This window comes from Leisingera sp. ABM4_101, from assembly GCF_056158725.1.
On the sequence record NZ_JBSWTV010000002.1, the window covers coordinates 3452547 to 3475227 of the forward strand.

23 protein-coding genes are annotated in these 22681 nt (G+C 63.4%); 19 read left to right on the top strand and 4 right to left on the bottom strand.

Annotation, left to right across the window (positions count from 1 at the left end; all coding sequences use genetic code 11):
* The first annotated feature begins 35 nt into the window (after positions 1–35).
* The 19 genes from ACXAEK_RS18075 (at position 36) to ACXAEK_RS18165 (ending at position 18683) form a co-directional block, all read left to right on the top strand.
* Entirely contained in the window at positions 36–713 is a 678-nt protein-coding gene (locus ACXAEK_RS18075; protein WP_475043982.1) for an orotate phosphoribosyltransferase, read from the top strand.
* 333 nt (positions 714–1046) lie between these two features.
* Entirely contained in the window at positions 1047–2567 is a 1521-nt protein-coding gene (locus ACXAEK_RS18080; RefSeq protein ID WP_475043984.1) for a replicative DNA helicase, read from the top strand.
* A 230-nt stretch (positions 2568–2797) separates the two neighbouring features.
* Positions 2798–3751 carry an isopenicillin N synthase family dioxygenase gene (locus ACXAEK_RS18085; protein ID WP_475043986.1) on the top strand — a complete coding sequence of 318 codons (954 nt, stop codon included), beginning with the start codon at positions 2798–2800 and terminating at the stop codon, positions 3749–3751.
* 30 nt (positions 3752–3781) lie between these two features.
* Positions 3782–4819: an alanine racemase gene (gene alr, locus ACXAEK_RS18090; protein WP_475043988.1), complete on the top strand. Its 1038-nt coding sequence runs from the start codon at positions 3782–3784 to the stop codon at positions 4817–4819.
* Complete coding sequence (locus ACXAEK_RS18095) at positions 4816–5598, top strand: MlaE family ABC transporter permease (protein ID WP_475043990.1); 783 nt, start codon at positions 4816–4818, stop codon at positions 5596–5598. Before alr ends, ACXAEK_RS18095 begins: the two co-directional genes overlap by 4 nt.
* Positions 5595–6341 (top strand): ABC transporter ATP-binding protein, encoded by a 747-nt coding sequence (locus tag ACXAEK_RS18100; protein WP_475043992.1) that lies wholly within the window; start codon positions 5595–5597, stop codon positions 6339–6341. Before ACXAEK_RS18095 ends, ACXAEK_RS18100 begins: the two co-directional genes overlap by 4 nt.
* 321 nt (positions 6342–6662) lie before the next feature.
* Complete coding sequence (locus ACXAEK_RS18105) at positions 6663–7109, top strand: paraquat-inducible protein A (protein WP_475043994.1); 447 nt, start codon at positions 6663–6665, stop codon at positions 7107–7109.
* A gap of 138 nt (positions 7110–7247) precedes the next feature.
* Complete coding sequence (locus ACXAEK_RS18110) at positions 7248–8030, top strand: DNA repair protein (protein WP_475043996.1); 783 nt, start codon at positions 7248–7250, stop codon at positions 8028–8030.
* A gap of 185 nt (positions 8031–8215) precedes the next feature.
* Positions 8216–9577 (top strand): DNA repair protein RadA, encoded by a 1362-nt coding sequence (radA, locus tag ACXAEK_RS18115; RefSeq protein WP_475043998.1) that lies wholly within the window; start codon positions 8216–8218, stop codon positions 9575–9577.
* Positions 9578–9619: 42 nt separating this feature from the next.
* The gene (locus tag ACXAEK_RS18120; RefSeq protein ID WP_475044000.1) at positions 9620–10174 is read left to right on the top strand and encodes a CvpA family protein; all 555 of its coding nucleotides are present in this window, start codon (positions 9620–9622) and stop codon (positions 10172–10174) included.
* 387 nt (positions 10175–10561) lie between these two features.
* Complete coding sequence (locus ACXAEK_RS18125; RefSeq protein ID WP_475044002.1) at positions 10562–11245, top strand: Hint domain-containing protein; 684 nt, start codon at positions 10562–10564, stop codon at positions 11243–11245.
* A gap of 196 nt (positions 11246–11441) precedes the next feature.
* Positions 11442–11774, top strand: a complete 333-nt coding sequence (locus ACXAEK_RS18130) for a GYD domain-containing protein (protein WP_475044004.1) — start codon at positions 11442–11444, stop codon at positions 11772–11774.
* Positions 11775–12183: 409 nt separating this feature from the next.
* The gene (purF, locus tag ACXAEK_RS18135) at positions 12184–13704 is read left to right on the top strand and encodes an amidophosphoribosyltransferase (RefSeq protein WP_475044006.1); all 1521 of its coding nucleotides are present in this window, start codon (positions 12184–12186) and stop codon (positions 13702–13704) included.
* 111 nt (positions 13705–13815) lie between these two features.
* Positions 13816–14403, top strand: a complete 588-nt coding sequence (locus tag ACXAEK_RS18140) for a DUF2199 domain-containing protein (protein ID WP_475044007.1) — start codon at positions 13816–13818, stop codon at positions 14401–14403.
* A 142-nt stretch (positions 14404–14545) separates the two neighbouring features.
* A complete protein-coding gene (locus ACXAEK_RS18145) occupies positions 14546–14818 on the top strand; it encodes a hypothetical protein (RefSeq protein ID WP_475044009.1) in 273 nt (90 codons plus the stop codon).
* A gap of 115 nt (positions 14819–14933) precedes the next feature.
* A complete protein-coding gene (locus tag ACXAEK_RS18150) occupies positions 14934–15581 on the top strand; it encodes an SDR family NAD(P)-dependent oxidoreductase (RefSeq protein ID WP_475044011.1) in 648 nt (215 codons plus the stop codon).
* Between the two features lie 253 nt (positions 15582–15834).
* The gene (surE, locus tag ACXAEK_RS18155) at positions 15835–16629 is read left to right on the top strand and encodes a 5'/3'-nucleotidase SurE (RefSeq protein ID WP_475044013.1); all 795 of its coding nucleotides are present in this window, start codon (positions 15835–15837) and stop codon (positions 16627–16629) included.
* Positions 16626–17273 (top strand): protein-L-isoaspartate(D-aspartate) O-methyltransferase, encoded by a 648-nt coding sequence (locus ACXAEK_RS18160; RefSeq protein ID WP_475044014.1) that lies wholly within the window; start codon positions 16626–16628, stop codon positions 17271–17273. The genes surE and ACXAEK_RS18160 overlap by 4 nt, the downstream gene beginning before the upstream one ends.
* Positions 17274–17432: 159 nt before the next feature.
* Positions 17433–18683: a peptidoglycan DD-metalloendopeptidase family protein gene (locus ACXAEK_RS18165; RefSeq protein WP_475044016.1), complete on the top strand. Its 1251-nt coding sequence runs from the start codon at positions 17433–17435 to the stop codon at positions 18681–18683.
* 201 nt (positions 18684–18884) lie between these two features.
* Here ACXAEK_RS18165 and ACXAEK_RS18170 read toward each other — a convergent pair whose 3' ends face one another.
* The 4 genes from ACXAEK_RS18170 to tatB all read right to left on the bottom strand — a co-directional run bounded on the left by ACXAEK_RS18170 (position 18885) and on the right by tatB (position 22678).
* Positions 18885–19727, bottom strand: coding sequence for an ATP-binding protein (locus ACXAEK_RS18170; protein ID WP_475044018.1), 843 nt, complete (start codon positions 19725–19727; stop codon positions 18885–18887).
* 129 nt (positions 19728–19856) lie between these two features.
* Positions 19857–21113: an FRG domain-containing protein gene (locus tag ACXAEK_RS18175; protein ID WP_475044020.1), complete on the bottom strand. Its 1257-nt coding sequence runs from the start codon at positions 21111–21113 to the stop codon at positions 19857–19859.
* Positions 21114–21299: 186 nt separating this feature from the next.
* On the bottom strand, positions 21300–22202 hold the full coding sequence (gene tatC, locus ACXAEK_RS18180; protein WP_475044022.1) for a twin-arginine translocase subunit TatC: 903 nt from the start codon (positions 22200–22202) through the stop codon (positions 21300–21302).
* On the bottom strand, positions 22199–22678 hold the full coding sequence (gene tatB, locus ACXAEK_RS18185) for a Sec-independent protein translocase protein TatB (protein WP_475044024.1): 480 nt from the start codon (positions 22676–22678) through the stop codon (positions 22199–22201). Before tatB ends, tatC begins: the two co-directional genes overlap by 4 nt.
* Between the last annotated feature and the right edge of the window lie 3 nt (positions 22679–22681).

Consider the following 22681-nt stretch of genomic DNA (forward strand, 5'->3'; position numbering starts at 1 on the left):
CTGCAAAACCGCTGCCGCAAAGGATGCCTGCCGCCATGATCCCCACCTCCTATCCGTCCAAAGAAGAAATCGCCCGCCTGTCGGCCCGGATGCTGCTGGAAATCGGCGCGGTGAACTTTAACACGGATGAGCCTTATACGCTGGCCTCCGGCCTGCCCTCGCCCAGCTATATCGACTGCCGCAAGCTGATCTCCTTTCCGCGCATCCGCACCACGCTGATGGATTTCCTCACCGTGACCGTGATGCGCAACGCCGGTTTCGAGGCGTTTGACAATATTGCAGGCGGCGAAACCGCCGGTATCCCGTTCGGCGCACTGGTGGCTGAACGCATGGCGCTGCCGATGACCTATGTGCGCAAGAAGCCCAAGGGCTATGGCCGCAATGCCCGCATCGAAGGGGTGATGACCGAGGATCAGCGGGTGCTGCTGGTGGAGGACATGACCACTGACGGCGGCTCCAAACTGTCCTTTGTCGATGCGATCCGCGAAACTGGTGCCTCTTGCGGCCATACCGCGGTGATTTTCTACTACGACATCTTCCCCGAAACCACCAAACGCCTGGGCGACCACGGGGTTAAACTGCATTACCTGTGCACCTGGTGGGATGTCCTGGCCGAGGCCAAGGCGCAGAAGAGCTTCAGCGAGGAGACGCTGGCCGAGGTGGAGAAATTCCTGAAAGACCCGCGCGCCTGGCAGGAGGCGCATAAAGCCTGAGGCGGATCAAGGGCTTGGGACGGCGGGCGGATTGCCCGCCATGCCGCGGCCGGCAGCGGGCACGCGGCTTTCCGCCTTACGCAACGGAAAGCGTTACCGCGCAGGCTGTGGAAAAGCCCGATCCGAATCATATCGCGCCTTGGATGCCGTGCAAATCTTGGGGTCTTCCCACAGAGCACCGCATCATATAGCCTGAATAGGACAGGTTTGCTGGCCTTTTATGGTAAACACCCCACAAAGCTCGCGCGGTTATCCACAGGGCATCCACAGAGATTCCCAGATTTGAGAAACGCCCGGCGCGCCGTATAAGCAGGCCGAGTAACGAGAGCAGTGATGAACGAGATTACCCCTTTTGACGGCGATATGCCGCCGCCCGCCCCGATGCCGGAACCTGCGCAAGCAGAGCAAGCAATGCCGGACAACGAGCTGCCGCATTCGGTGGAGGCAGAGCAGCAGCTGCTGGGCGCGATCCTGACCAACAACGAGGTCTACGACAAGATCGCGCTGATCATCGACTCGTCGCATTTCTACGATCCGGTCCATGCCCGGATCTATGAGGTTGCGGCGGCGCGGATTTCCAAGAACGCCCTGGCCTCGCCGGTGACTCTGAAGGCGTTTCTGGAGGACCACGAGGGGCTGAAGGAACTGGGCGGGCCGGCCTATCTGGCCAAGCTTGCAGGCGCGTCGATCTCCGCCTTTGCGGTGCGGGACTACGCGCAGATGATCTATGACCTGGCGATCCGGCGCGAGCTGATCGCCCTGGGCCAGAGCATTGCAGATAAGGCACGCCGCGTGGATGTGGCGTCGGAACCAAAAGAGCAGATTGTTGAGGCAGAGCAGTCGCTTTACCAGCTGGCAGAGCAGGGCCAGACGGAAAGCGGTTTCAAATCGTTCCTCAAGGCCGTCACAGAAGCGGTCAATGTGACCAACGAGGCGTATCAGCGCGGTGGCGGCATGGCCGGCATCTCGACGGGCCTGATGGACCTCGACAAACAACTTGGCGGCCTGCATCCCTCGGACCTTCTTATCCTCGCAGGCCGCCCCTCTATGGGTAAAACCTCGCTGGCGACCAACATCGCCTTTAACGTTGCCAAGGCGTACAAGCGCGGGGTGAAACCCGATGGCAGCGAGGGCGCCGTGGACGGCGGCGTGGTGGGGTTCTTCAGCCTCGAGATGAGCGCCGAGCAGCTGGCGGGCCGTATTCTGGCAGAAGCGTCGGAAATTTCCTCGCACAAGATCCGCCAGGGCGACATGACAGAGGGCGAGTTCCGCCGCTTTGTGCAGGCGGCGAAGGATCTGGAAAGCTGCCCGCTGTTCATTGACGACACGCCCGCTATTCCGATCTCGCAGCTGGCCGCCCGCGCCCGCCGCCTGAAACGGACCCATGGGCTGGACCTTCTGGTGGTCGACTATCTGCAGCTTTGCCGCGGCATGTCGGACAACCGGGTGAACGAGATCGCCGAGATTTCGATGGGGATGAAGGCGGTTGCCAAGGAATTGAACATCCCGGTGATCGCCCTGTCGCAGCTGTCGCGCCAGGTGGAAAGCCGCGAGGATAAACGGCCGCAGCTGTCGGACCTTCGGGAATCGGGCTCGATCGAACAGGACGCCGACGTGGTGATGTTCGTGTTCCGTGAGGAATACTATAAGGAGCGGGAAAAGCCCGGCGACCACGAGCTGGAGAAGATGGAAGAGTGGAAGCAGGCGATGGAGCGGCTGCACGCCAAGGCCGAGGTGATCGTCGGCAAGCAGCGTCACGGCCCCATCGGCACGGTAGAGCTGTCGTTCGAGGCGCAGTTCACCCGCTTCGGCAATCTGGCGAAGGCCTGGCAGCAGGAACAGCAAGAATATTGAAACCAAGGCCGGGACGTCCCGGCCTTTTTCCATTTCAGGACGTCCGGCGCAGCACAATGCCTTGACAGGCGCCAGCGGACCCTGCCCTCTGGGCGCATGGAACTGCAGTCATCGTACGGCCGCCGCCGGGTCCATCTGGAGCGGCATTATGGCCACCGCCGGAAACGCTTTGCGGGGTAGCGAGGGGTGATTTCACCCCTGTCCCAACCTCAAAGGCGAAAGGCACTCCCTTGACAGAATTTTCAGACATCCCGGTGATCGCACTGGGCGGGCGCAGCGATGCAGAGTTGGCGCAGGATTTCCTGGCGGCCTATGGCTCCACCGGCTTTGGCTATATCAGCGATCATGGCATCCCGCAGACGCTGATTGATGCGATGTTCGACGCGGCGCGGCGGTTTCATGCGCTGCCCTTGGAGAAAAAGATGGCGGTGGCGGTCAACAAGACCCACCGCGGCTACATTCCGATTAACACCTCGACAGATGTGAATTCCACCCTGGCGGAGGTGACCAAACCCAACCAGTCCGCCAGTTTCATGATGATGCGCGAGGATCAGGCGGCCGATCCTGCGGTGTATCTGAGCGGGCCGAACCAATGGCCGGAGCTGGACGGGTTCCGCGGGGTGCTGGAACGGTACGCCGAAGCCATGAGCGCCTTGGGACGCCGCCTGATGCGGATTGCCCTGCTGGCAGCGGGTGCGGCTGATCACAGCATAATGAACGCCTTTGCCACCCCCACGATCTGGCTGCGGCTGCTGCACTATCCGCCCCAGCCCAAGCGCAGTCCGGAGGATCTGTACGGGTCGGCGCCGCACACGGATTTCGGCTGCCTGACCCTGCTGGCGCAGGACCAGGTGGGCGGGCTGCAGGTGCGCACGCCGGCGGGCCATTGGGTGGATGCGCCCTTCCGGCCCGGCACCTTGGTGGTGAATGTCGGCGACATGCTGCACCGGATGAGCAACGGGCGGCTCTTGTCCACGCCGCACCGGGTGATCAACCGCTCCGGGCGCGAGCGGTTTTCGATCCCGTTTTTCTTTGACCCGCATGTGGACACCGTGATCGCCCCCCTGCCCGGCACCGGCGAAGCGCGGTTCCCGCCGGTCAAATTCGCCGATTTCCTGCGCGGAGAGCTGGAAGCGGCCTATGAGGTGCATCAGGCGGCAGAGGACGGCGTGAATTCCACTTGACCCCTGCCGCCTGCATGTCATGAACGGGGCATGAGCACGGCAAAACTGAAAATCAACCTGGATGCGCTGGTCACCAACTGGCGGAATCTGGATGCGCTGACTGCTTGCGAGACTGCCGCAGTGGTCAAGGCGAACGGGTACGGCCTGGATGCAGGCCGGGTGGGAACCGCATTGGCGAAGGCGGGCGCGCGCAACTTCTTTGTGGCGGCGGCCGAGGAAGGCGGCGCGCTGCGCCGTGCGCTGGGGCCCGGTCCCGGCATCTCGGTGTTTTCCGGCCATATGGAGGGCGACACCAAGCTGCTCAAGGACTTCCAGCTGACGCCGATGCTGAACTCGCTGGATCAGATGCTGCGCCACTTTGAGACCCTGCCGGGCCACCCGTTCGGGGTGCAGCTGGACAGCGGCATGAACCGGCTGGGGATGGAGCATGGCGAATGGGCCGCGGTGGCGGAAATCGCCCTGGGCCAGAACCCGGTGCTGTTGATGTCGCATCTGGCCTGTGCCGATGAGCCCGCGCATCCGATGAATGCGCAGCAGCTGAAGGCCTTCCGCGAGATGACGGACGGGCTGGAGGTGCCGCGTTCGCTGGCGGCCACCGGTGGTATGCTCCTGGGCAAGGAGTATCACTTTGACCTCTGCCGCCCGGGCGTTGGCCTTTATGGCGGGCTGCCGTTCTCGGACGCGGTGCCGGTGGTGCAGCTGGACCTGCCGGTCATTCAGGTGCGCGACCTGGAGCCGGGCGAGACCGCCGGTTACGGCAACGCCTGGACCGCCCAGCGCCCCAGCCGGATCGCAACCGTTGCGGCCGGCTATGCCGACGGGTTGCACCGCGCGATCGGCCAGGGCGGCATTCACGTCTTTGCCGGCGATACCCCCTGCCCTATCGTGGGCCGGGTCTCAATGGATCTGATCACCGTGGACGTCACGGATCTGGCGGAGGTGCCGGATGTGCTGGCGATCCTGAACGAGCGCCAGACCGTCGACATGCTGGCCGAGGCGGCGGGCACCATCGGCTATGAGATCCTGACCTCCACCGGACACCGCTACGCACGGACATATCAGGGATGAACCCCATTACCCTCCTGGCCCGGCTGGGCCGCACGGCCCTGGCCGGGCTGGCTGCTGTGGGGCGCGCGGCGCTGTTTGCGCTTGGCGCCTTCAGCCACATGATCCGCCCGCCCTATTACCCGCGCGAGTTCTTTCAGGCGCTGCTGAACGTCGGCTGGCTGTCGCTGCCCGTCGTCGGCCTCACCGCGATTTTCACCGGCGGCGCGCTGGCGCTGCAGATCTATGCCGGCGGCGCCCGTTTCAACGCTGAGGCCGTGGTGCCGCAAATCGTCGCCATCGGCATGGTGCGGGAACTTGGCCCGGTACTGGTCGGGCTGATGATCGCGGCGCGGGTGACCTCCTCCATCGCCGCTGAAATCGCCACCATGAAGGTGACAGAGCAGATCGACGCGCTGGTCACATTGTCCACCCATCCGATGAAATACCTGGTCGCGCCGCGGGTGCTGGCGGCGCTGATCACGGTGCCGGTGCTGGTCGGAGTCGGCGATATCATCGGCATCATGGGCGGCTATACCGTGGCGGTGCAGAACCTCGGCTTCAACGCCGCCGCCTATCTGAAAAACACGGTCGACTTCCTGGAGCCGCTCGACATCATCTCCTCGCTGACCAAGGGCGCAGCCTTTGGCACCATCGCGGCGATGATGGGCTGCTATTACGGTATGCAGTCGGGCCGCGGCGCCCAGGGCGTGGGCCGCGCCACCAAGGGATCGGTCGAATCCGCAGCCGTCCTGATCCTGGCCGCCAACTTTGTCCTCACAGGGGTGTTCTTCTCGCTATGATCCGCATGGAAAACGTCCACAAGGCCTTTGGCGACAATGCCGTGCTGAACGGCATGAACCTGGAGATCGCCAAGGGCACCTCGATGGTGATCATCGGCGGCTCCGGCACCGGCAAATCGGTGGCGCTGAAAAGCATCCTGGGCCTGATCCAGCCGGACTCAGGCCAGATTTTTGTCGATGGCAAACCCGCCGGATCGGGCGACCGCGACAAATTCCTGGCGCGCTTCGGAATGCTGTTCCAGGGCGGTGCGCTGTTTGACAGCTTGCCGGTCTGGCAGAACGTCGCCTTCCGCCTCTTGCGCGGCGCGCTGAAGCGGCCAGCCGATGAGGCCCGTGAGATCGCCATCGAGAAATTGCGCCGGGTGGGTCTGAAAGCCAATGTCGCCGACCGCCTGCCTGCCGAACTGTCGGGCGGCATGCAGAAACGTGTGGGCCTCGCCCGCGCCATCGCCGCCGAGCCGGAGATCATCTTTTTCGATGAGCCGACCACCGGCCTCGACCCGATCATGTCAGGCGTCATCAACGACCTGATCCGCGAGATCGTGGTGGAGATGGGCGCCACCGCCATGACCATCACCCACGACATGACCTCGGTCCGCGCCATTGCCGACAACGTGGCGATGCTGCACGGCGGCGTCATCCAATGGACCGGCCCTGTGGCGGAGATGGACCAGTCGGGCGATCCTTACATGGAGCAGTTCATCCACGGCCGCGCGGAGGGGCCGATCGAGGCGGTGCGGTAATCATGGAAATAATTTTAGGCGCACTTGGTGCTATTGTACTGCTATTCACAGTCAGCGCATGGGTGGAGGTCGCTAAAGGCCCTAGCCTTAATGCGCCTTTGCTGCGTCGAAAATTCCTTAAGAAAGCTGTTCCACGGCTTTTGGGCGCCATGTTTGCAGTGATCCTGCTCTTTAAACTCTGCTCTTCAGTATGGAGTGTTTTACTTCCGCAATCTGCCTGGGCTGTCTACCCGGCTGTCGTTTTTTGGGCGTCATTTTCTTGCATTGGACTGTGGTATATGCGGCGCAACATCTCCCGTCTAAGAAGCGAGCTGCAATAGATTGTTGATCCGCCTCCTCACCCTGTCGCTGCTGATCCTCTACCCCGTCGCCTGGTTTGCGCCCTTGATGCGGGCGGGGCTGCTGCCGATTTTCGGTCTCAGCGAGATTTCGGTGATCACCGGGCTGCAGTCCTTATGGGGCAGCGACGCGGTGCTGGCGCTGATTGTCACCTTCTTTGCGATCTTCGCCCCCTACCTCAAGACCATCGGCACCGCACTGGTGCAATGGGAGCTGATGGACACCCGCGTGCAGAAGGTGCTGCATGTGCTGGGCAAGCTGGCGATGGCCGATATCTTCCTGATCGCGCTTTACATCACCCTGGCCAAGGGCATTGGCCTGGCGACCATCGAGACCGCCTGGGGGCTTTACCTGTTCACCGCCTGCATTCTGGCCTCCATCGTGCTGGGAATGCTGACAGAGCGCGGGGCCAGGAACAGAACCCCTTGATCCCGGCGCCTTCCGCTCCATTTCGTAAGGCCGGAGAAATGTGACGCCCGGATCCGGCTGACCGTGCCTTCTGCAGGACCTCCCCCCTTCTGCCAGGCCGGACCGGCGTCAGTGTGTATTGCTGCTGGAGGGGGAGCCATGCCCGGCCTTCAATCTGTCCTGTTCACCGCCCAGGCCGCGCTGATGCGGCTGACGTTTCTGCTGATCTGCTTCGGCGCGCTGGCTGCATTGGCGGCCACCGGCCTGGCGGCGGCGGGGGTCTGGCCCTGGCTCAGCCTGCAGGCCGGCATCGGCGCCGGGATCCACCCGCAGGCCGGGATGGCGGCGCAGATAACCCTGACGGCACTGGCGCTGATGCTGGTGTTCTTCCTGCCCGCCAACGGGCGCATCATGGCGCTGGAAACCTCGCACCGGCGGTTCTCGCTGCAGATGGAGGATGTGCTGCGGGCCTATCAGCTGGCCCATGCCGGCGACCGGGCGGGCGTGTTCACCCTGGCCTCGGAGTTTGACGCGGTGAAGGAACGCCTCGCCTTCATGCGGGATCACCCGGACCTGTCCGCGCTGGAGCCGGAGGTGCTGGAGGTGGCCGCGCAGATGAGCCAGGTCAGCCACGAACTGGCAGAAACCTACTCCGACGCCAAGGTGGCCCGCGCCCGCCTGTTCCTGCAGCAGCGGCAGGAGGAGCTGGAAACCTTCAAGGCGCGGCTGGAGGATGCCCAGATCATCATGCAGGAACTGCGCCAATGGACCCGCGATGTGGAGATCGAAGAAAGCATCGCCAAGTCGCACCTGGGCCGGCTGCGCGGCGAATTGTTCGAACTGCTGCCGGAACTGTCGGCGCAATTGCAGGGTCAGCCGGACGGGTCCGGCCCCGAAGGCGGCAGCGTGGTGCCGATCCAGCCGCCGCGGCGCGCCGACTGACAGCAGCAGGGGGCTCTGCCCCAGGCCTTGACGGGCCTCCCCCGGGATATTTCCAGCCAGAAGAAGGAAGCCCCTCCTCTTCTTCTGGCCCCAAATATCCCGGAGCGCGAGGCAGAGCCTCGCATCTGCCGGTCCGGAACCCGCAGCCCCTTGAACAAAACAGAAACATCTGCCACTGATCCGGCATGGCAAAAACATCTTTCTCCTGCTCCGCCTGCGGAGCCAGCTTTTCGAAATGGTCGGGCCGCTGCGAAGGCTGCGGCGAGTGGAACACCATCAGTGAGGATCAGGGGCTGTCCTCCGGCCCCTCGAAGAAATCGCTGGGCGTCAAGCGCGGCCGCACCATCCAACTGACCGATCTGTCCGCCCGGGAAACCCCGCCGCCGCGCGCCTGCTGCGGGGTGGGCGAGCTGGACCGGGTGCTGGGCGGCGGGCTGGTTGCGGCTTCCGCCATCCTGGTCGGCGGCGATCCGGGCATCGGCAAATCTACGCTTCTGCTGCAGGCGGCGGCGCGGTTTGCCCAGGCGGGCGTCAAGACAGTCTATGTCAGCGGCGAGGAAGCATCGGCCCAGGTGCGGATGCGGGCGCAGCGGCTGGGGCTGGCGGATGCGCCGGTGCAGCTGGCCGCCGAGACCAACCTGCGCGACATCCTGACCACGCTGGAGGCGGAAAAGCCGCAGCTGGCGATTATCGATTCCATCCAGACCATGTGGGCGGATCATGTGGACAGCGCACCGGGATCTGTCAGCCAGGTGCGCGCTGCCGCGCATGAGCTGACCACATTCGCCAAGCGGCACGGGATTTCGATCATCATGGTCGGCCATGTCACCAAGGAGGGCCAGATCGCAGGCCCGCGGGTGGTGGAGCATATGGTCGACACGGTGCTGTATTTCGAGGGTGAGCGCGGCCACCAGTTCCGCATCCTGCGCGCGGTCAAGAACCGCTTTGGCCCGGCGGATGAGATCGGTGTGTTTGAAATGACAGGCAGCGGCCTCAGCGAGGTGATCAACCCCTCGGCCCTGTTCCTGTCCGAACGCGGCGAGCCCTCGCCGGGATCGGTGGTGTTTGCGGGCATCGAAGGCACCCGGCCGGTGCTGGTGGAGATGCAGGCGCTGATTGCGCCCTCGCCGCATTCACAGCCCCGGCGGGCAGTGGTGGGCTGGGATTCTTCGCGGCTGGCGATGATCCTGGCAGTATTGGAGGCACGCTGCGGCATTCCCTTTGCCGGCCTCGACGTCTATCTGAACGTGGCAGGCGGCATGAAGATCTCCGAACCTGCCGCCGACCTGGCGGTAGCCGCAGCGCTGCTGAGTGCACGGGAGGACGTCGCCCTGCCCGCCGATACGGTGGTTTTCGGAGAAATTTCGCTATCCGGGGCGCTGCGTCCTGCGCCGCAGACCGAAAACAGGTTGAAAGAGGCGCAAAAACTTGGTTTCACGGCGGCGATTGCCCCTGGCGGCAGCAAAACCGTATCCGTAAACGGCCTGAACTTGCGAAAATCGGGCGATCTGGCAGGTTTTGTTGGCGAATTCTTCGGGGCCGGTTAAAGTCGCAAAAAATTTGAGATCGCAGGCAAACGGGCGAGGGACATGGAAGGTTTCACAATCATCGACGGGGTCGTGGCCCTGGTCATTGTCGTATCGGCGCTCTTGGCCTATTCGCGCGGTTTCGTGCGCGAGGCGATGGCGATTGCAGGCTGGATCGCCGCGGGCGTGCTCGCCTTCATCTTTGCCCCGCAGGTAGAGCCGCTGATGGCGGAGATCCCGGTGATCGGCGAATTCATTGCCGACAGCTGCGAATTGTCGATCATCGCCGCCTTTGCCGCCGTGTTTGCGCTGGCGCTGATCGTGGTCTCCTTCTTCACGCCGCTGTTTTCCACCCTGGTGCAGCGCTCTGCGCTTGGCGGGCTGGATCAGGGCGCTGGCTTCTTCTTTGGTGTCCTGCGCGGCATTCTTCTGATTGCGATTGCCTTCTTCCTCTATGATGTGGTGATGACCGGGCAGTCCTTTACCATTGTTGACGAAAGCCGCTCTGCCGGGGTGTTTGAACGCCTGACCGGCAAGATCGAGGAACGCAATCCGGAGCAGGCCCTGGGCTGGGTGACTGAGCAATATGAGGCGCTGATCGGCGCTTGCGGCCAGTAATTCCTAAGGATTACCACCATCAGACAGGTATGCGGGCGCCCCACGGGCGCCCGTTTTGCTTGGATTTCAATGCGTTCACAAAGTTATCCACAAGATGCGCGCTGCAGCGGTTAACACCGCAAATTCAAGTTAACGCTTTGTTAACAAACGAGAATCGGGATTCGAGGGACCCTTCAGGGCGTCTCAAAAATCGCGCCAAATCTTAACAAATCCTCAGCCGGCACCGGCAAAAGGTTAACAATACCCCCAAAAAGGCAGTTTTTGTCCCCGAAAAAACGCCTCATCCCGAAATGCGACGCAAGCCTGCCCCAATTTGGTCCCAATTCGGGGGCCACATGGCTTCAACGGCAAAACGCCGGGACGAAGACGCTCAGAAGGGACACCAAAATGCAGCTGGACCACACCACAGATTTCGCCGACTTCCTGCCGGTTGACGTGCTGCTGCTGACCAACCCCCTGCCGCAGTCCGTGAAGCCGGCGCGCAAGCGTGCCCGTATCCGCAGCGGCGGCTTCCTGCCCGATACGCTGGTGGAGACTGAGGAAGGCTTCAAGCAGGCCCGCGACGTCAAGCCCGGCGACATGGTGTTCACCTTTGACGGCGGCGCCCAGGAGGTGAAGGCGGTGAAACACGCGGTGCCGCGCCTGACCACGCTGATGCATATCCCGGCGGGTGCGCTTGGCAATGACACCGACCTGATGCTGCCCTCGGACCAGAAAGTGGCACTGGAGATGGAGACCGCGGAACGCCTGTTCGGCCTGCCGGTTGTCGTCGCCAAGCTGATCGCCCTGGCCGGCTACAAGGGGATTAGCGCCGCCGCGCCGGAGCGCCTGGGCCGCATTCATTTCGAATTCGCAGAGGAAGAGCTGGTCTGGGCCGAAAGCGGTATGCTGCTGCCTGCCAGCGACACCGCTGACGACTTTGCCTTTCACCAGCTGTCGCTGTCTGAGACCCGCCAGGTTCTGGCCAGCGACGAAGGCCGCGCCCTGGCCGGCACCGGCATGGGGGACGAAGACGCCCGCCTGCCGCTGTCCCCGCTGGACAACCTGCTGGACCGCATCCTGGCGGCCTGATCCTAGAATCCCCCCAAGACTTCCTCCCCCCTCGGGCCCGCCTTTGTGCGGGCCTTTCCTTTTGATGCCCCGCCCGGGCGCCGCACATGCAGTTCTAACGGAAATGTGATAGGATCCGGACTTGGGGGAGCGCGCCGGACTGCCAGGCATCCTGCCCGCCGGCGGCCCGCTGCTCCGCGTTCTGGGAGTGTTGAAGATGCCAAGATTTATTGTGACCGGAAGCTATACCTCTGCCGCCATGAAGGCGATGATCGAAAGCCCGAGCGACCGGGAAGCCGCCGCCCGCGCCGTGGTCGAAGCCGCAGGCGGCACGCTGGAGAGCTATTACCTGACAACAGGCGACAGCGATTTTGCCATCAGCGTGACCATCGACGATGTGACCGCCCTGCTTGCCGGGCTTCTTGTTACCGGCGCCAGCGGCGCGGTCAGCAACTTTAAAACCCAGCGCGCTTTCACCTCTGCCGAGTTTGAGGCGATGCAGAAAAAGGCGGGCAGCATTGCCAGTGCCTACAAGGCGCCAGGCGGCTGAACGGCACAGCCGGAACAGTCGGCGGCCAGCGCAGGCCGCCGTCCGGGGCCCGTGGTTCACACGGGCCTTTTGCGTGGCGCCAGGGGGGCGGTTGCCGCAGCGCAGCGGCGATATGTGATCCTTTGATGACAGACGGCAAGAAAGCCTCTATGTGAGGGCGCGAACAGGAAACGGATTCGGAGCCACACCGCCTTGCCGCTGCTGCAGACGCTGCCCGCCTGCCCTTGTGGACCTGACCTGATGCGCATCGCGCCGGGGACCAGGGCTGCAACCGGCCATCAGGCTCCGGACGTTTTGCCGGCCAGCTGCTTTGGTGCCTCCGCAATGGCACCAGCGCGGAGAAATGCGCTAGACTGCCGGCCAAGCCGCTTCCATCAGCCATCGGACTAATCGGGATTGGAGCCAGCCAATGTGCGGGATTTTGGGGATCGCAAGCCGGGACACGGATGTCTTTGCAGAGATTTATGACGGGCTTCTAATGCTCCAGCACCGCGGCCAGGACGCCTCGGGCATCGTGACCTACACCGGCGAGTTCTTCCGCGAGCGCAAGGCCAACGGGCTGGTCAAGGATGTGTTCGGACCGTCCGATGCTGAGACCCTGACCGGCCGGGTCGGCATAGGCCATGTGCGCTACCCCACCGCAGGCTCGCTGAGCGCCGCCGAGGCACAGCCGTTCTTTGTGAACGCGCCCTATGGCATCTACCTGGTCCACAACGGCAACATCACCAACACCGCCGAGCAGCGCGAGAAGGTGACCGGCAAATACAGCCGCCACCTGCGCACCACCTCCGATTCCGAAATCCTGCTGAACGTTCTGGCCGACAAGGTGGCAGATGCGATCAAGGTCAATGGCAACGCCGAGCCGATCCGCAACATCTTTGCCGGCGTCAAGATGACCATGGAGCGGGTGCAGGGCGCCTATTCGGTGCTGTGCATGATTGCCGGTGTCGGCATGCTGGCCTTCCGCGACCCGCACGGCATCCGGCCGCTGTCGGTCGGCAAGCGCGCGGCGGAAAGCGGCGGTGAGGATTACTGCTTTGCGTCTGAGGACGTGGCCTTTGGCATCAACGCCTTTGAAAAGATCCGCGACGTAAAACCGGGCGAAGCCATCCTGGTGGATCTGGACGGCAACATGCACACCTTCCAGGCGGTCGAGGGCAAGCTGACCCCCTGCATATTCGAATATGTCTACCTGGCGCGCCCGGACTCGATGATGGACGGCGTTTCGGTCTACAAGACCCAGCTGCGCATGGGCCAGGCGCTGGCCAAGCAGATCCAAGACTCGGGCCTGGAAATCGACAGCATCATCCCGGTGCCCGATTCGGCCCGTCCCGTGGCGCTGGAAGTCGCCAACTCCACCGGAATCCGCTACCGCGAGGGGCTGGTGAAGAACCGCTACGTGGGCCGCACCTTCATCATGCCGGGCCAGGCGGAGCGGCAGAAATCGGTGCGCCGCAAGCTCAACGCGATCCCGCTGGAATTCAAGGACCGCAATGTGCTGCTGATCGACAATTCCATCGTGCGCGGCAACACCATCAAGAAGATCGTGCAAATGTGCCGCGAGGCCGGCGCCAAGAAGGTCTATATCGCCTCCGCCTCGCCGCCGGTGGTTTACCCGAACGTCTATGGCATCGACATGCCGACCAAGCATGAGCTGATCGCAAACGGCCTCAGCGTCGAGGAAATCCGCGAGGAGCTGGGGGCTGATGCGCTGTTCTACCAAAAGCTCGACGACCTGATCTGGGCGGCCCAGGAAGGCAACCCGGATATCCAGGGCTTCGACTGCTCCTGCTTTGACGGCAACTACATCACCGGTGTCACCGGCGAATACCTGGACGCGCTGGAAAACAGCAGCCGGGTCAGCGCCAAGATCCAGGACATGCCGGCACCCGGCGCCTCCTGGAATGCCTCCAAGCTGGCCACCGGCTGAGGCCCGCGCCCGCCCCGGCAGACGGGGTTTGAACTTTGGCCCGCATGCGTCTATGAGGGCCCGGAACTTTGCATGGGGAGGCGCTGGCCGTGACGGCCCGCGCCTTTTCCTATGCTCCTGACGAAAGGCCGCCCCTTGGACGCGCATCTTGCCCGCATGCTGACCTCTCCGCGCCAGTGCCGCTGCTGCGGCGCGACGTTCGCGCAATTGCTCAGCCTCAGCTGCGACCGGCCCGACATCTGCGCCGAGGATATGGAGGTGGAGGACAACTCTGCCGTCCTCGCCACCCGCGGCGATATCCTGACCGAGGATTTCTGCCGCCTGGGCGATCTGCGCTTTGTCCGGGCGGTGCTGGCAATTCCCTTGAACGGCAGCCGCGGCGAGGAGTTCATCCTGGGCACCTGGGCCAGCCTCAGCCGCGATGACTTTGACGCTTATCTCGACCTCTTTGAGATGCGCGAGACAGATAAGCTGGGCGACCGCCCGGCCTGGTTGGCCAATGCGATCCCGCCGGACATGCCTATGCCCGCGGGCTGCATGCTGGAAATGCGCACCGGCGGCCAGTATCCGGAGCTGAAGGTAACCGAGCAGAACCACCCGCTCTATCCGCTGCAAAAGGACGGGGCGGACCTGGAGGAACTGCTGGAGCTGCTTTATGCCTATGGCCATGACCTGCCATCGCTGGTCTACGACGCCTGAGCGGGAGCCGGCGCGGCAGCACACCCGGCCCTGTTGAAGCCATCCGCGGCTTCCCGCCGATTGCAGGCTCCGCTTGGCAGGGCGGCTTGATCCCTCTGCCGCAGCGCCCCAGATACGTCCGGATCTATGAGGAACGGACGCGATGGCAAACACACAAAGCGGCGGCGAAACCTCTGCCAAGGTGGCGGGGCTTGCGACACAGACCAATGCGGTGAACCGCAGCAACCTCAGCCTGCTGGGTCTGTTCGGCCCCGAGGACAGCATGACAGCCCTGGTCCGCCTGCCGTCGGGCCGCACCCGCAAGGTCTCCCGCGGCACCCGCCTGTCGCAGGGACAGGTGGTGGCAATCGACGCCCGCGGCCTGGTGCTGAACCAGCGCGGCGAGACCAGGCGCCTGGATATGCCCGGCAGCTGACCGGGCCACTGCCCCGGCAAATTTCTTCCAGGAAATTTGCCAGGGATTTCCGAAAATCCCTGGCCCGGCCCGCCACCCCTTGACCTGCCCGCGCGGGCGGCCCAAGAAGGCGGCCATGACAGACAAAACCGCTCTCATCACCGGTGCATCGCGCGGCCTGGGCAACGCCCTGGCCGAGGCGCTTGCGCCCACCCATCACATCGTGGCCGTCGCCCGCACCACCGGCGCGCTGGAAGAGCTGGACGACCGCATCAAGGCGGCGGGCGGCTCTGCCACCCTGGCGCCGATGGACATCACCGTGCCCGAGGCGATGGCAACGCTCTGCCGCGGCATCCATGACCGCTGGGGCAAGCTGGACCTGTGGCTGCACACGGCGATCCATGCCACGGCCCTGTGCCCGGCGCCCTCCGTGGCGGCCAAGGACTGGACCAAGGCCGTGGCGGTCAATGCCACCGCCACCTCGGTGCTGATCCCCTATGTGGCGCCTCTCTTGGGCCAGTCGGGCCGCGCGGTGTTCTTTGAGGACCCGAAGGCGGGCGAGAAGTTCTATGGCACCTACGGCGCCACCAAGGCGGCGCAGATGGCGCTGGCCCGCAGCTGGCAGGCCGAGACAGAGCGCACCGGCCCCAAGGTGAAGATCCTGGAGCCGCAGCCGATGGCCACTGCCCTGCGCGCCCGTTTCCACCCGGGCGAGGACCGCGAGGCGCTGACCCCGATCCAGGACGAGGCCGCACGCCTGCTGCCGCTGATCCTGGCCGACTGACCGCCGCAGCACAGTGCCGCGCCGCGCCCCCGCGCGGCGCCCGGCCCAAGGCTATGGACGGCATCTTTGATGCAGGCCATAGGCGCGGGAGACTGCCCCCCTTACCCGGGCCCCCTTACCCGGGCCGCCCTGCCTGTTGCCTCCCTGCCCCGCTTTGCCGCGGATGCTGCTTCTGGCTGCGAAACCCTTGCCCCATTCCGGTACAGGTCCTATTCAATCGAAAACCCGGTTGACCACGGCAGGCAGGCTTTTCATGCGCATTCTGATCACCAATGACGACGGCATCAGCGCCGAAGGGCTGAAGGTTCTGGAGACCATCGCCCATGAGGTCGCAGGCCCGGACGGCGAGGTCTGGACTGTGGCGCCCGCGTTTGAGCAATCCGGCGTCGGCCATTGCATCAGCTACACCCGCCCCACCATGCTCAGCCAGCTGGGCGCGCGCCGCTTTGCCGCCGAAGGCTCCCCTGCCGACTGCGTGCTGGCGGGCATCCATGTGGCGATGCATGATCAAAAACCGGATCTGGTGCTGTCAGGGGTGAACCGCGGTAACAACTCTGCCGAAAACGCGCTCTATTCCGGCACCCTCGGCGGCGCGATGGAGGCGGCGCTGCAGGGCATCCCGGCAATGGCGCTATCGCAGTATTACGGCCCCGCCAACCGCGAGACAGATAATCCGTTCGAGGCCTCCGCCGTGCATGGCGCTGCCCTGGTTAAAAAGATCCTGGCGGCGCAGCCGCAGGACGGCCAGGACTACCGGCTGTTTTACAACATCAACTTCCCGCCGGTGCCGGCCGCGGATGTGAAGGGTGCGCGGGTTGCGCCGCAGGGTTTCCGCCGCGGCAGCCATTTTTCGGCTGAGGAGCAGCTGTCGCCCACCGGGCGCCGCTACCTGTGGATCCGCGGCGGCAACCAGCATGTGGAAACCGCCCCCGGCTCCGACGCGGCGGTCAACCTGGATGGCTATATCTCCGTCACCCCGATGCGCGCCGATCTGACCGCGCGGGACGCGATGGAGGCATTGAAGGCGATTGAAAGCTCCGGCGTATGAGCGGACCCGATCCGGAAACCAAGATGCAGTTCGTCTACTCCGTGCGCTCGCGCGGGGTCACGGACCAAAAGGTGCTGGAAGCGGTCGAAGAGATCGACCGCGGGCTGTTCGTGCGCGGCATCTTCGCGGAACGCGCCTATGAGGACGTGCCGCTGCCGATTGCCTGCGGACAGACCATTTCCCAGCCCTCGGTGGTGGGCATGATGACCCAGGCGCTGCAGGTCAACCCGCGCGACACGGTGCTGGAGATCGGCACCGGCTCCGGCTACCAGGCTGCGATCCTGTCGAAACTGGCGCGCCGGGTCTATACCATCGACCGCCACGCCCGCCTGGTGCGCGAGGCGCGGGCGGTGTTTGAGCAGCTGCAGCTGGCCAATGTGACCTCGCTGGTGGGCGACGGCAGCCACGGGCTGACCGAGCAGGCCCCCTTTGACCGCATCATCGTGACGGCGGCCGCCGAAGACCCGCCCGGACCGCTCCTGGCGCAGCTCAAGGTGGGCGGCATCATGGTGCTGCCGGTGGGCCAGTCCGACCATGTGCAAACCCTGATCCGGGTCCGCAAGACAGAGGACGGGCTCGACTATGACGAACTGCGCCCGGTGCGTTTCGTGCCGCTGCTGGAGGGGCTGGGCAAGGACAGCTAGGGCCGCTTGCCTGCGAACCTGCCGCTGGCATTTGAAATCCGCGCCAGCCGGGACTAAGTTACCGGCGGATTTCAGCCGCCGCCCCGGCGGCATCGGCTATAGTGATTGACGCGAGAGAATCCCCGCGAAAAAGGGGAACTGTGTTTTGAGGAGAGCAAGATGACCCGGACCCCCCCCGCCCGGACCGCATCCCGCGGGCTGACCCGCTTCAGCCTGCCCCGGGCCCGGCTGCTGGCCCTGCTGCCGCTGGCCGGGGTGCTGGCCGCCTGCCAGGGCCCGCTGGATTATGACCTGCGCGGCCAGCTGGGCGCCTTCAACACCGCCGGCGCGGCCCAGTCGGCCACATCCAGCCGCCCCTCCCCCGACAGCCGCGGGCTGATCACTTACCCGTCCTACCAGGTGGCCGTGGCACAGCGCGGCGATACGGTGTCGGATGTTGCCGCCCGCATCGGCTTGCCGCCGCAAGAGGTCGCCCGCTTCAACGGGATGGAGACCGGCGACAAGATGCGCCAGGGCGAAGTTCTTGCGCTGCCGCGGCGGGCGCCTGACAGCCTGCCGGGTTCCGGCACCGCCACGCCGGGTTCGGTCGATATTGCCACCCTGGCGGGCCAGGCCATCGACACCGCGCCGCTGACCTCTCCGAATCCCGGCTCTGTCACCACAACCGCGATCCAGCCTGCGCCCAAGCCGAAACCTGCGGTGGTGCAGGACGGACCGGAGCCGGTGCGCCACAAGGTGAAGCGCGGCGAGACCGCCTATACCATCTCGCGGCTCTACCAGGTGCCGGTGAAATCGCTGGCGGAATGGAACGGGCTGGGCAGCGATTTTGCGGTGCGTGAAGGCCAGTTCCTGCTGATCCCGCTGAAAGAGGAACCGGCGGCAGAGCTGGCTCCGGCCGCCGCTGCGGCAGAGGTGACGGAACCGGGCGAAGGCACCGCAACGCCGGTGCCGCCCAGCGCCAGCCAGCCGCTGCCAGAGGAAAAGGTGGAACCTGCAGCCGTCAAGCCCGCGGCTGAGACCCTGCCCAAGCCGGAGCTGCCGGAACCAACCCGCGCCAGCAGCGCGGCAATGGCCTATCCGGTGCAAGGCAAGATCATCAAAACCTACGCCAAGGGGCGCAACGACGGCATCGACATCGCCGCGGCGCCCGGCGCGCCGGTCAATGCCGCCGAGGCGGGCACCGTGGCCGCGATCACCAAGGATTCCAACAATGTGCCGATCGTGGTGATCCGCCACAGCCAGAAATTGCTGACCGTCTATCAGAACGTCGGCAATATCACCGTGAAAAAGGGCGAAAGCGTGGTGCGCGGCCAGCGCATCGCCTCCCTGCGCGAGGGCGACGACGCCTATGTGCATTTCGAAGTGCGCGACGGCTTCGAAAGCATCGACCCGCTGAGCTACTTGAACTGACGGCGGCAGCAGGCAGCTGGCAGGCTGAACCCTGGCCGCAGCCGCCGCCCGTCCCCGGGCTTCATTGCAGGCCCGGCTGCCCAGTGCCGTGCTTCGGGCTTCTTTCTGGTCAGAAACACTCCGGGGGAGCCGCCGCAGGCGGCGGGGGCAGCGCCCCCCCCCCTGCCACCACCTGCAGCCCGGCCAGGCGGCGCTGCTATTTCAGCGCAACGCCACCCCGTGCCGCCCGGCCAGATCGGTGAAGAACTGCCAGGCCACCCGGCCTGAACGCGCGCCGCGGGTCGCCTGCCACTCAACCGCTTCGGCGCGCAGATCCTCCGCCGCCACCTCGACGCCGTAAGCCGCGCAATAGCCCTCGATCATCGCCAGGTATTCATCCTGATCGCAGGGGTGGAAGCCCAGCCACAGCCCGAACCGGTCGGACAGAGACACTTTCTCCTCCACCGCTTCCGACGGGTTAATGGCGCTGGAGCGTTCGTTCTCGATCATGTCCCGCGGCATCAGGTGGCGGCGGTTGGAGGTGGCATAGAACACCACATTCTCCGGCCGCCCCTCGATCCCGCCGTCCAAGACCGCCTTGAGGCTCTTGTAATGCTGGTCGTCATGGCTGAACGACAGGTCGTCGCAGAACAGGATGAACCGGTGCGCCGAGCCGCGCAGATGGTTCAGAAGCCGCGCCACCGAGGGCAGATCCTCGCGCTGCAGCTCCACCAGTTTCAGCTGCGGGTGATCGTCAACCAAGGAGCCGTGCACCGCTTTGACCAGGCTGGATTTCCCCATCCCCCGCGCACCCCACAAAAGCGCATTGTTGGCCGCAAACCCCTGCGCAAACCGGCGGGTGTTCTCCAAGAGCGTATCGCGCGCGCGGCTGATGCCCACCAGCAGCTCCAGATCCACCCGGTTGACGCTCTCCACCGGCTCCAGCCGCTCCGGCCCCACATGCCAGACAAAGGCAGAGGCCGCATCGAAATCGGGCGTCTCCAAAGGCGCCGGAGACATCCGCTCCAGCGCCTCGGCAATGCGGGTCAATGCGATCTGGTCCATAGGGTGCCTCCGTCGGTTAGCTGACGGATTTCAAAGCATGTTCGCGAGAGGCCGGCAAGGGGGAGGCGCAAGTTGGTTTGGCAAGCGCAGAAAGCGGGCTTTGCGAAGTTGAGGGCATAAAGAAGGCCCTTATGCCACGTAGTCCTTTTCACCGCCCCGCTCTCTTTGGCAGTTCCGCTTTGTCTGTGTCATGAAGTTTTCAGGATTTTCAATGAATGCATGAAAATCGGGGTACACCGTTTCGTCCGAATGCCCGCAATACTGCAAAAGAATTGGCTTTAGGCTTGGCGCGATCACCAAGTTCCCAATTCTTAGCCCATTTGCACTTCTTGCAGCATAGCCCCGATAACAATAGAGAAATACGCTCTTCTGAGCCTTGACACGACGTCGGGCTGTCTCTGTTTTTGCAGGATGCACTATGAAATCATCACTGATTGGGTAACGAATATCGTTCTTTGCCTCGTATGCACGGACGTTGAGAATCAAAATTTCTGCAATTGATCCGCCATGGCACGCAAAAAACAGAGCAATCTTTGGGTCTTCTGAGAAGTCCAGAATGCAGGTATCTTTTCCGTAATGCCTGAGGTCGGTCAGTGCTGCAACTCTAGGATATTTTTCAGATTTATAAAAATCCCTTATCGACAGTTTCTCTACAATTTCGCGCTCATGCTCTTGCAATGTGCCGCATTCAGCCAGGTCGAGGTTATTTCTGTAGATGGATGCTGCTATCCCATCCTCGCGCAAATAGTGGCGGTTGATCCCGCGATACAGGCGGTTTTCCTTGTCTTGTTCCAGCCGGTCAATAATGAACCGAACATCGACGGCGTCGAGTCCATCATCTTCGTGACCGCTTAGACATAGCGTCGATATTTCGTCGACTGATTCCACGGTTACACTCAAGCGGTTTTCAGAGACACGGTATCGAGCGCTCCAATCCCCATATTGGGTCTTGTAGCTAAGTAGAACGGATCTGACAAAGCCACCGAGCTCTTCACCGAACCTGTTGTGCAAATGACATTCCACGCGATCAAGGTCGAGATATGCGTCAGTTGCCAAAAGATATTTAGCGTTACCAATAACTTCATACCGAATGTCCATCCCACAAAGTTCGAGTAATTCGCCAAGTGTAGACAAGGTTTGGCCATCAACTTTGATGAAAACAAAATCGTCAGTAGCTATCGGCGAGTCATAGTCCGGCACGTCAACGTCCAGCACATAGAGAAAGTGCTTCTTTCCAGCACTGTATGGTAGTGTCTCAAGTGCGTTTTGGACCTGCTCTGCATAGACGGTTTGAGAGCATGGATCGCACATTAAATCTTGGTGAAGGGGGGACTTTATGCTTTCAACGCCACAGCGTTTACAAACAAAATAATCATCTCTGTTCATTCTGTTCCAATAACCCGATCTCTGAATGAAGTCACACACAGTAATATTAGGATACGAATGTGTGTATGCAATCTATAGTTTTGCAGACAGTGGCGCTATGTCCGCTTCGGGCTGGAGCTACCCCTTCTCCAGCAAAAAAGGCGCGCCCTCCCGGGCGCGCCTCTCTGTTTCCAAACCGTCTCCGGCCTATTTGTCCTTGCCGTCCCCGGCATCGAACTCGGCCATCAGCGGATCCTCCGGGTGGGCGTCCATCCCGTCTTCATCGTCATAATAGCCATCCGCCCGCAGCTGCGCCTCGCGCTTTTTCTCGACACGGGCCACCAGGAAGATCGAGATTTCATAGAGCCCGTAAACTACCACAAACAGGATGATCTGGGTGATCACATCCGGCGGGGTCACAAGTGCCGCCAGCACCAGGATCGCCACCACCGCGTATTTGCGGACCGACCCCAGGCCTTCGGCGCTCACCAGCCCGGCCTTGCCCATCAGCGTCAGCAGCACCGGCAGCTGAAAGCACAGGCCAAAGGCCACGATGAACTTGATCGTGAGGTTCAGATACTCCTGCGCTGACCCCTGGAACACCACGCTCAGGCCCTGGTTCACCTCTTCGCCGGTGACCGCCTCGCCGCCGGCCCCGAACTGCTGGAAGCCCAGGAAGAAGTCATAGGCCAGCGGGGTGACCACATAAAAGGCAAAGCTGGCGCCCAAAAGAAACATGAAGGGCGAGGCCACCAGGAACGGCAGAAACGCCCCCTTCTCGCTCTTATACAGCCCCGGCGCCACAAACCGCCACATCTGGAATCCGATATAGGGAAACGCCAGGATAAAGCCGCCCAGGAAGGAAATCTTGATCGCGACAAAGAAGCCTTCCTGCGGGCTGATAAAGATCAGCGCACAGTCCTGGCCGCCTTCGGCCAGCACCTCGCACAGGGGCGCGGTGAGGAAGTTGAACACCGGCGTCGCCACGGTGAAACAGATCACCATGCCGACGATAAAGGCCACCACCGAATGAATGAGCCGCGACCGCAGCTCGGCCAGATGCTCAATCAGCGGCGCGGTTGAGTTGTCGATCTCTTCCGTCTTGCTCATGACTTGGCCTCATCTTCCGTCTTTGCCGCATCAGGCGCCAGCGCGGCCTCATATTCCTTGGCCTTGGCCAGTGCCTCTTCGGCTTCGCGCGCTTTGCGCTCTGCGGCAGCACGGGCCGTTGACGCCTGGATCTTCTTGGCATCCTGCGCCCGCTGCGCCGCCAGCTTGCCGGTCTCGCTTTCGGGATCGAATTTGGTCGGGTCGATCGACGTCGCCATCTCCTGCGCCGCCTGTTTGACCCCGTCCATGGCGGTGCCGACGGGATTGCTGGCGGCCTTCAGCCCCTTGGCGACCTCATTCACCCCGGCCTCATCCGCCGCGTCATGCATCGCCCGGCTGAACTCGCGCGCCATGCCCCTGGCCTTGCCCACGAACCGCCCGACATTGCGGAACAGCACCGGCAGGTCCTTGGGGCCGACGACGATCAGCGCAACAACGCCGATGACCAGCAGTTCGGTCCACCCAAGATCGAACATCCG

Excerpts from the sequence above, each read along its gene's own strand:
- ACXAEK_RS18075 (WP_475043982.1), top strand. The coding sequence starts at position 36 with ATGATCCCCACCTCCTATCCGTCCAAAGAAGAAATCGCCCGCCTGTCG.
- ACXAEK_RS18080 (WP_475043984.1), top strand. The coding sequence starts at position 1,047 with ATGAACGAGATTACCCCTTTTGACGGCGATATGCCGCCGCCCGCCCCG.
- alr (WP_475043988.1), top strand. The coding sequence starts at position 3,782 with ATGAGCACGGCAAAACTGAAAATCAACCTGGATGCGCTGGTCACCAAC.
- ACXAEK_RS18095 (WP_475043990.1), top strand. The coding sequence starts at position 4,816 with ATGAACCCCATTACCCTCCTGGCCCGGCTGGGCCGCACGGCCCTGGCC.
- ACXAEK_RS18100 (WP_475043992.1), top strand. The coding sequence starts at position 5,595 with ATGATCCGCATGGAAAACGTCCACAAGGCCTTTGGCGACAATGCCGTG.
- ACXAEK_RS18110 (WP_475043996.1), top strand. The coding sequence starts at position 7,248 with ATGCCCGGCCTTCAATCTGTCCTGTTCACCGCCCAGGCCGCGCTGATG.
- radA (WP_475043998.1), top strand. The coding sequence starts at position 8,216 with ATGGCAAAAACATCTTTCTCCTGCTCCGCCTGCGGAGCCAGCTTTTCG.
- ACXAEK_RS18120 (WP_475044000.1), top strand. The coding sequence starts at position 9,620 with ATGGAAGGTTTCACAATCATCGACGGGGTCGTGGCCCTGGTCATTGTC.
- ACXAEK_RS18125 (WP_475044002.1), top strand. The coding sequence starts at position 10,562 with ATGCAGCTGGACCACACCACAGATTTCGCCGACTTCCTGCCGGTTGAC.
- ACXAEK_RS18130 (WP_475044004.1), top strand. The coding sequence starts at position 11,442 with ATGCCAAGATTTATTGTGACCGGAAGCTATACCTCTGCCGCCATGAAG.
- purF (WP_475044006.1), top strand. The coding sequence starts at position 12,184 with ATGTGCGGGATTTTGGGGATCGCAAGCCGGGACACGGATGTCTTTGCA.
- ACXAEK_RS18140 (WP_475044007.1), top strand. The coding sequence starts at position 13,816 with ATGCTCCTGACGAAAGGCCGCCCCTTGGACGCGCATCTTGCCCGCATG.
- ACXAEK_RS18145 (WP_475044009.1), top strand. The coding sequence starts at position 14,546 with ATGGCAAACACACAAAGCGGCGGCGAAACCTCTGCCAAGGTGGCGGGG.
- ACXAEK_RS18150 (WP_475044011.1), top strand. The coding sequence starts at position 14,934 with ATGACAGACAAAACCGCTCTCATCACCGGTGCATCGCGCGGCCTGGGC.
- surE (WP_475044013.1), top strand. The coding sequence starts at position 15,835 with ATGCGCATTCTGATCACCAATGACGACGGCATCAGCGCCGAAGGGCTG.
- ACXAEK_RS18160 (WP_475044014.1), top strand. The coding sequence starts at position 16,626 with ATGAGCGGACCCGATCCGGAAACCAAGATGCAGTTCGTCTACTCCGTG.
- ACXAEK_RS18165 (WP_475044016.1), top strand. The coding sequence starts at position 17,433 with ATGACCCGGACCCCCCCCGCCCGGACCGCATCCCGCGGGCTGACCCGC.
- ACXAEK_RS18170 (WP_475044018.1), bottom strand. The coding sequence starts at position 19,727 with ATGGACCAGATCGCATTGACCCGCATTGCCGAGGCGCTGGAGCGGATG.
- ACXAEK_RS18175 (WP_475044020.1), bottom strand. The coding sequence starts at position 21,113 with ATGAACAGAGATGATTATTTTGTTTGTAAACGCTGTGGCGTTGAAAGC.
- tatC (WP_475044022.1), bottom strand. The coding sequence starts at position 22,202 with ATGAGCAAGACGGAAGAGATCGACAACTCAACCGCGCCGCTGATTGAG.
- tatB (WP_475044024.1), bottom strand. The coding sequence starts at position 22,678 with ATGTTCGATCTTGGGTGGACCGAACTGCTGGTCATCGGCGTTGTTGCG.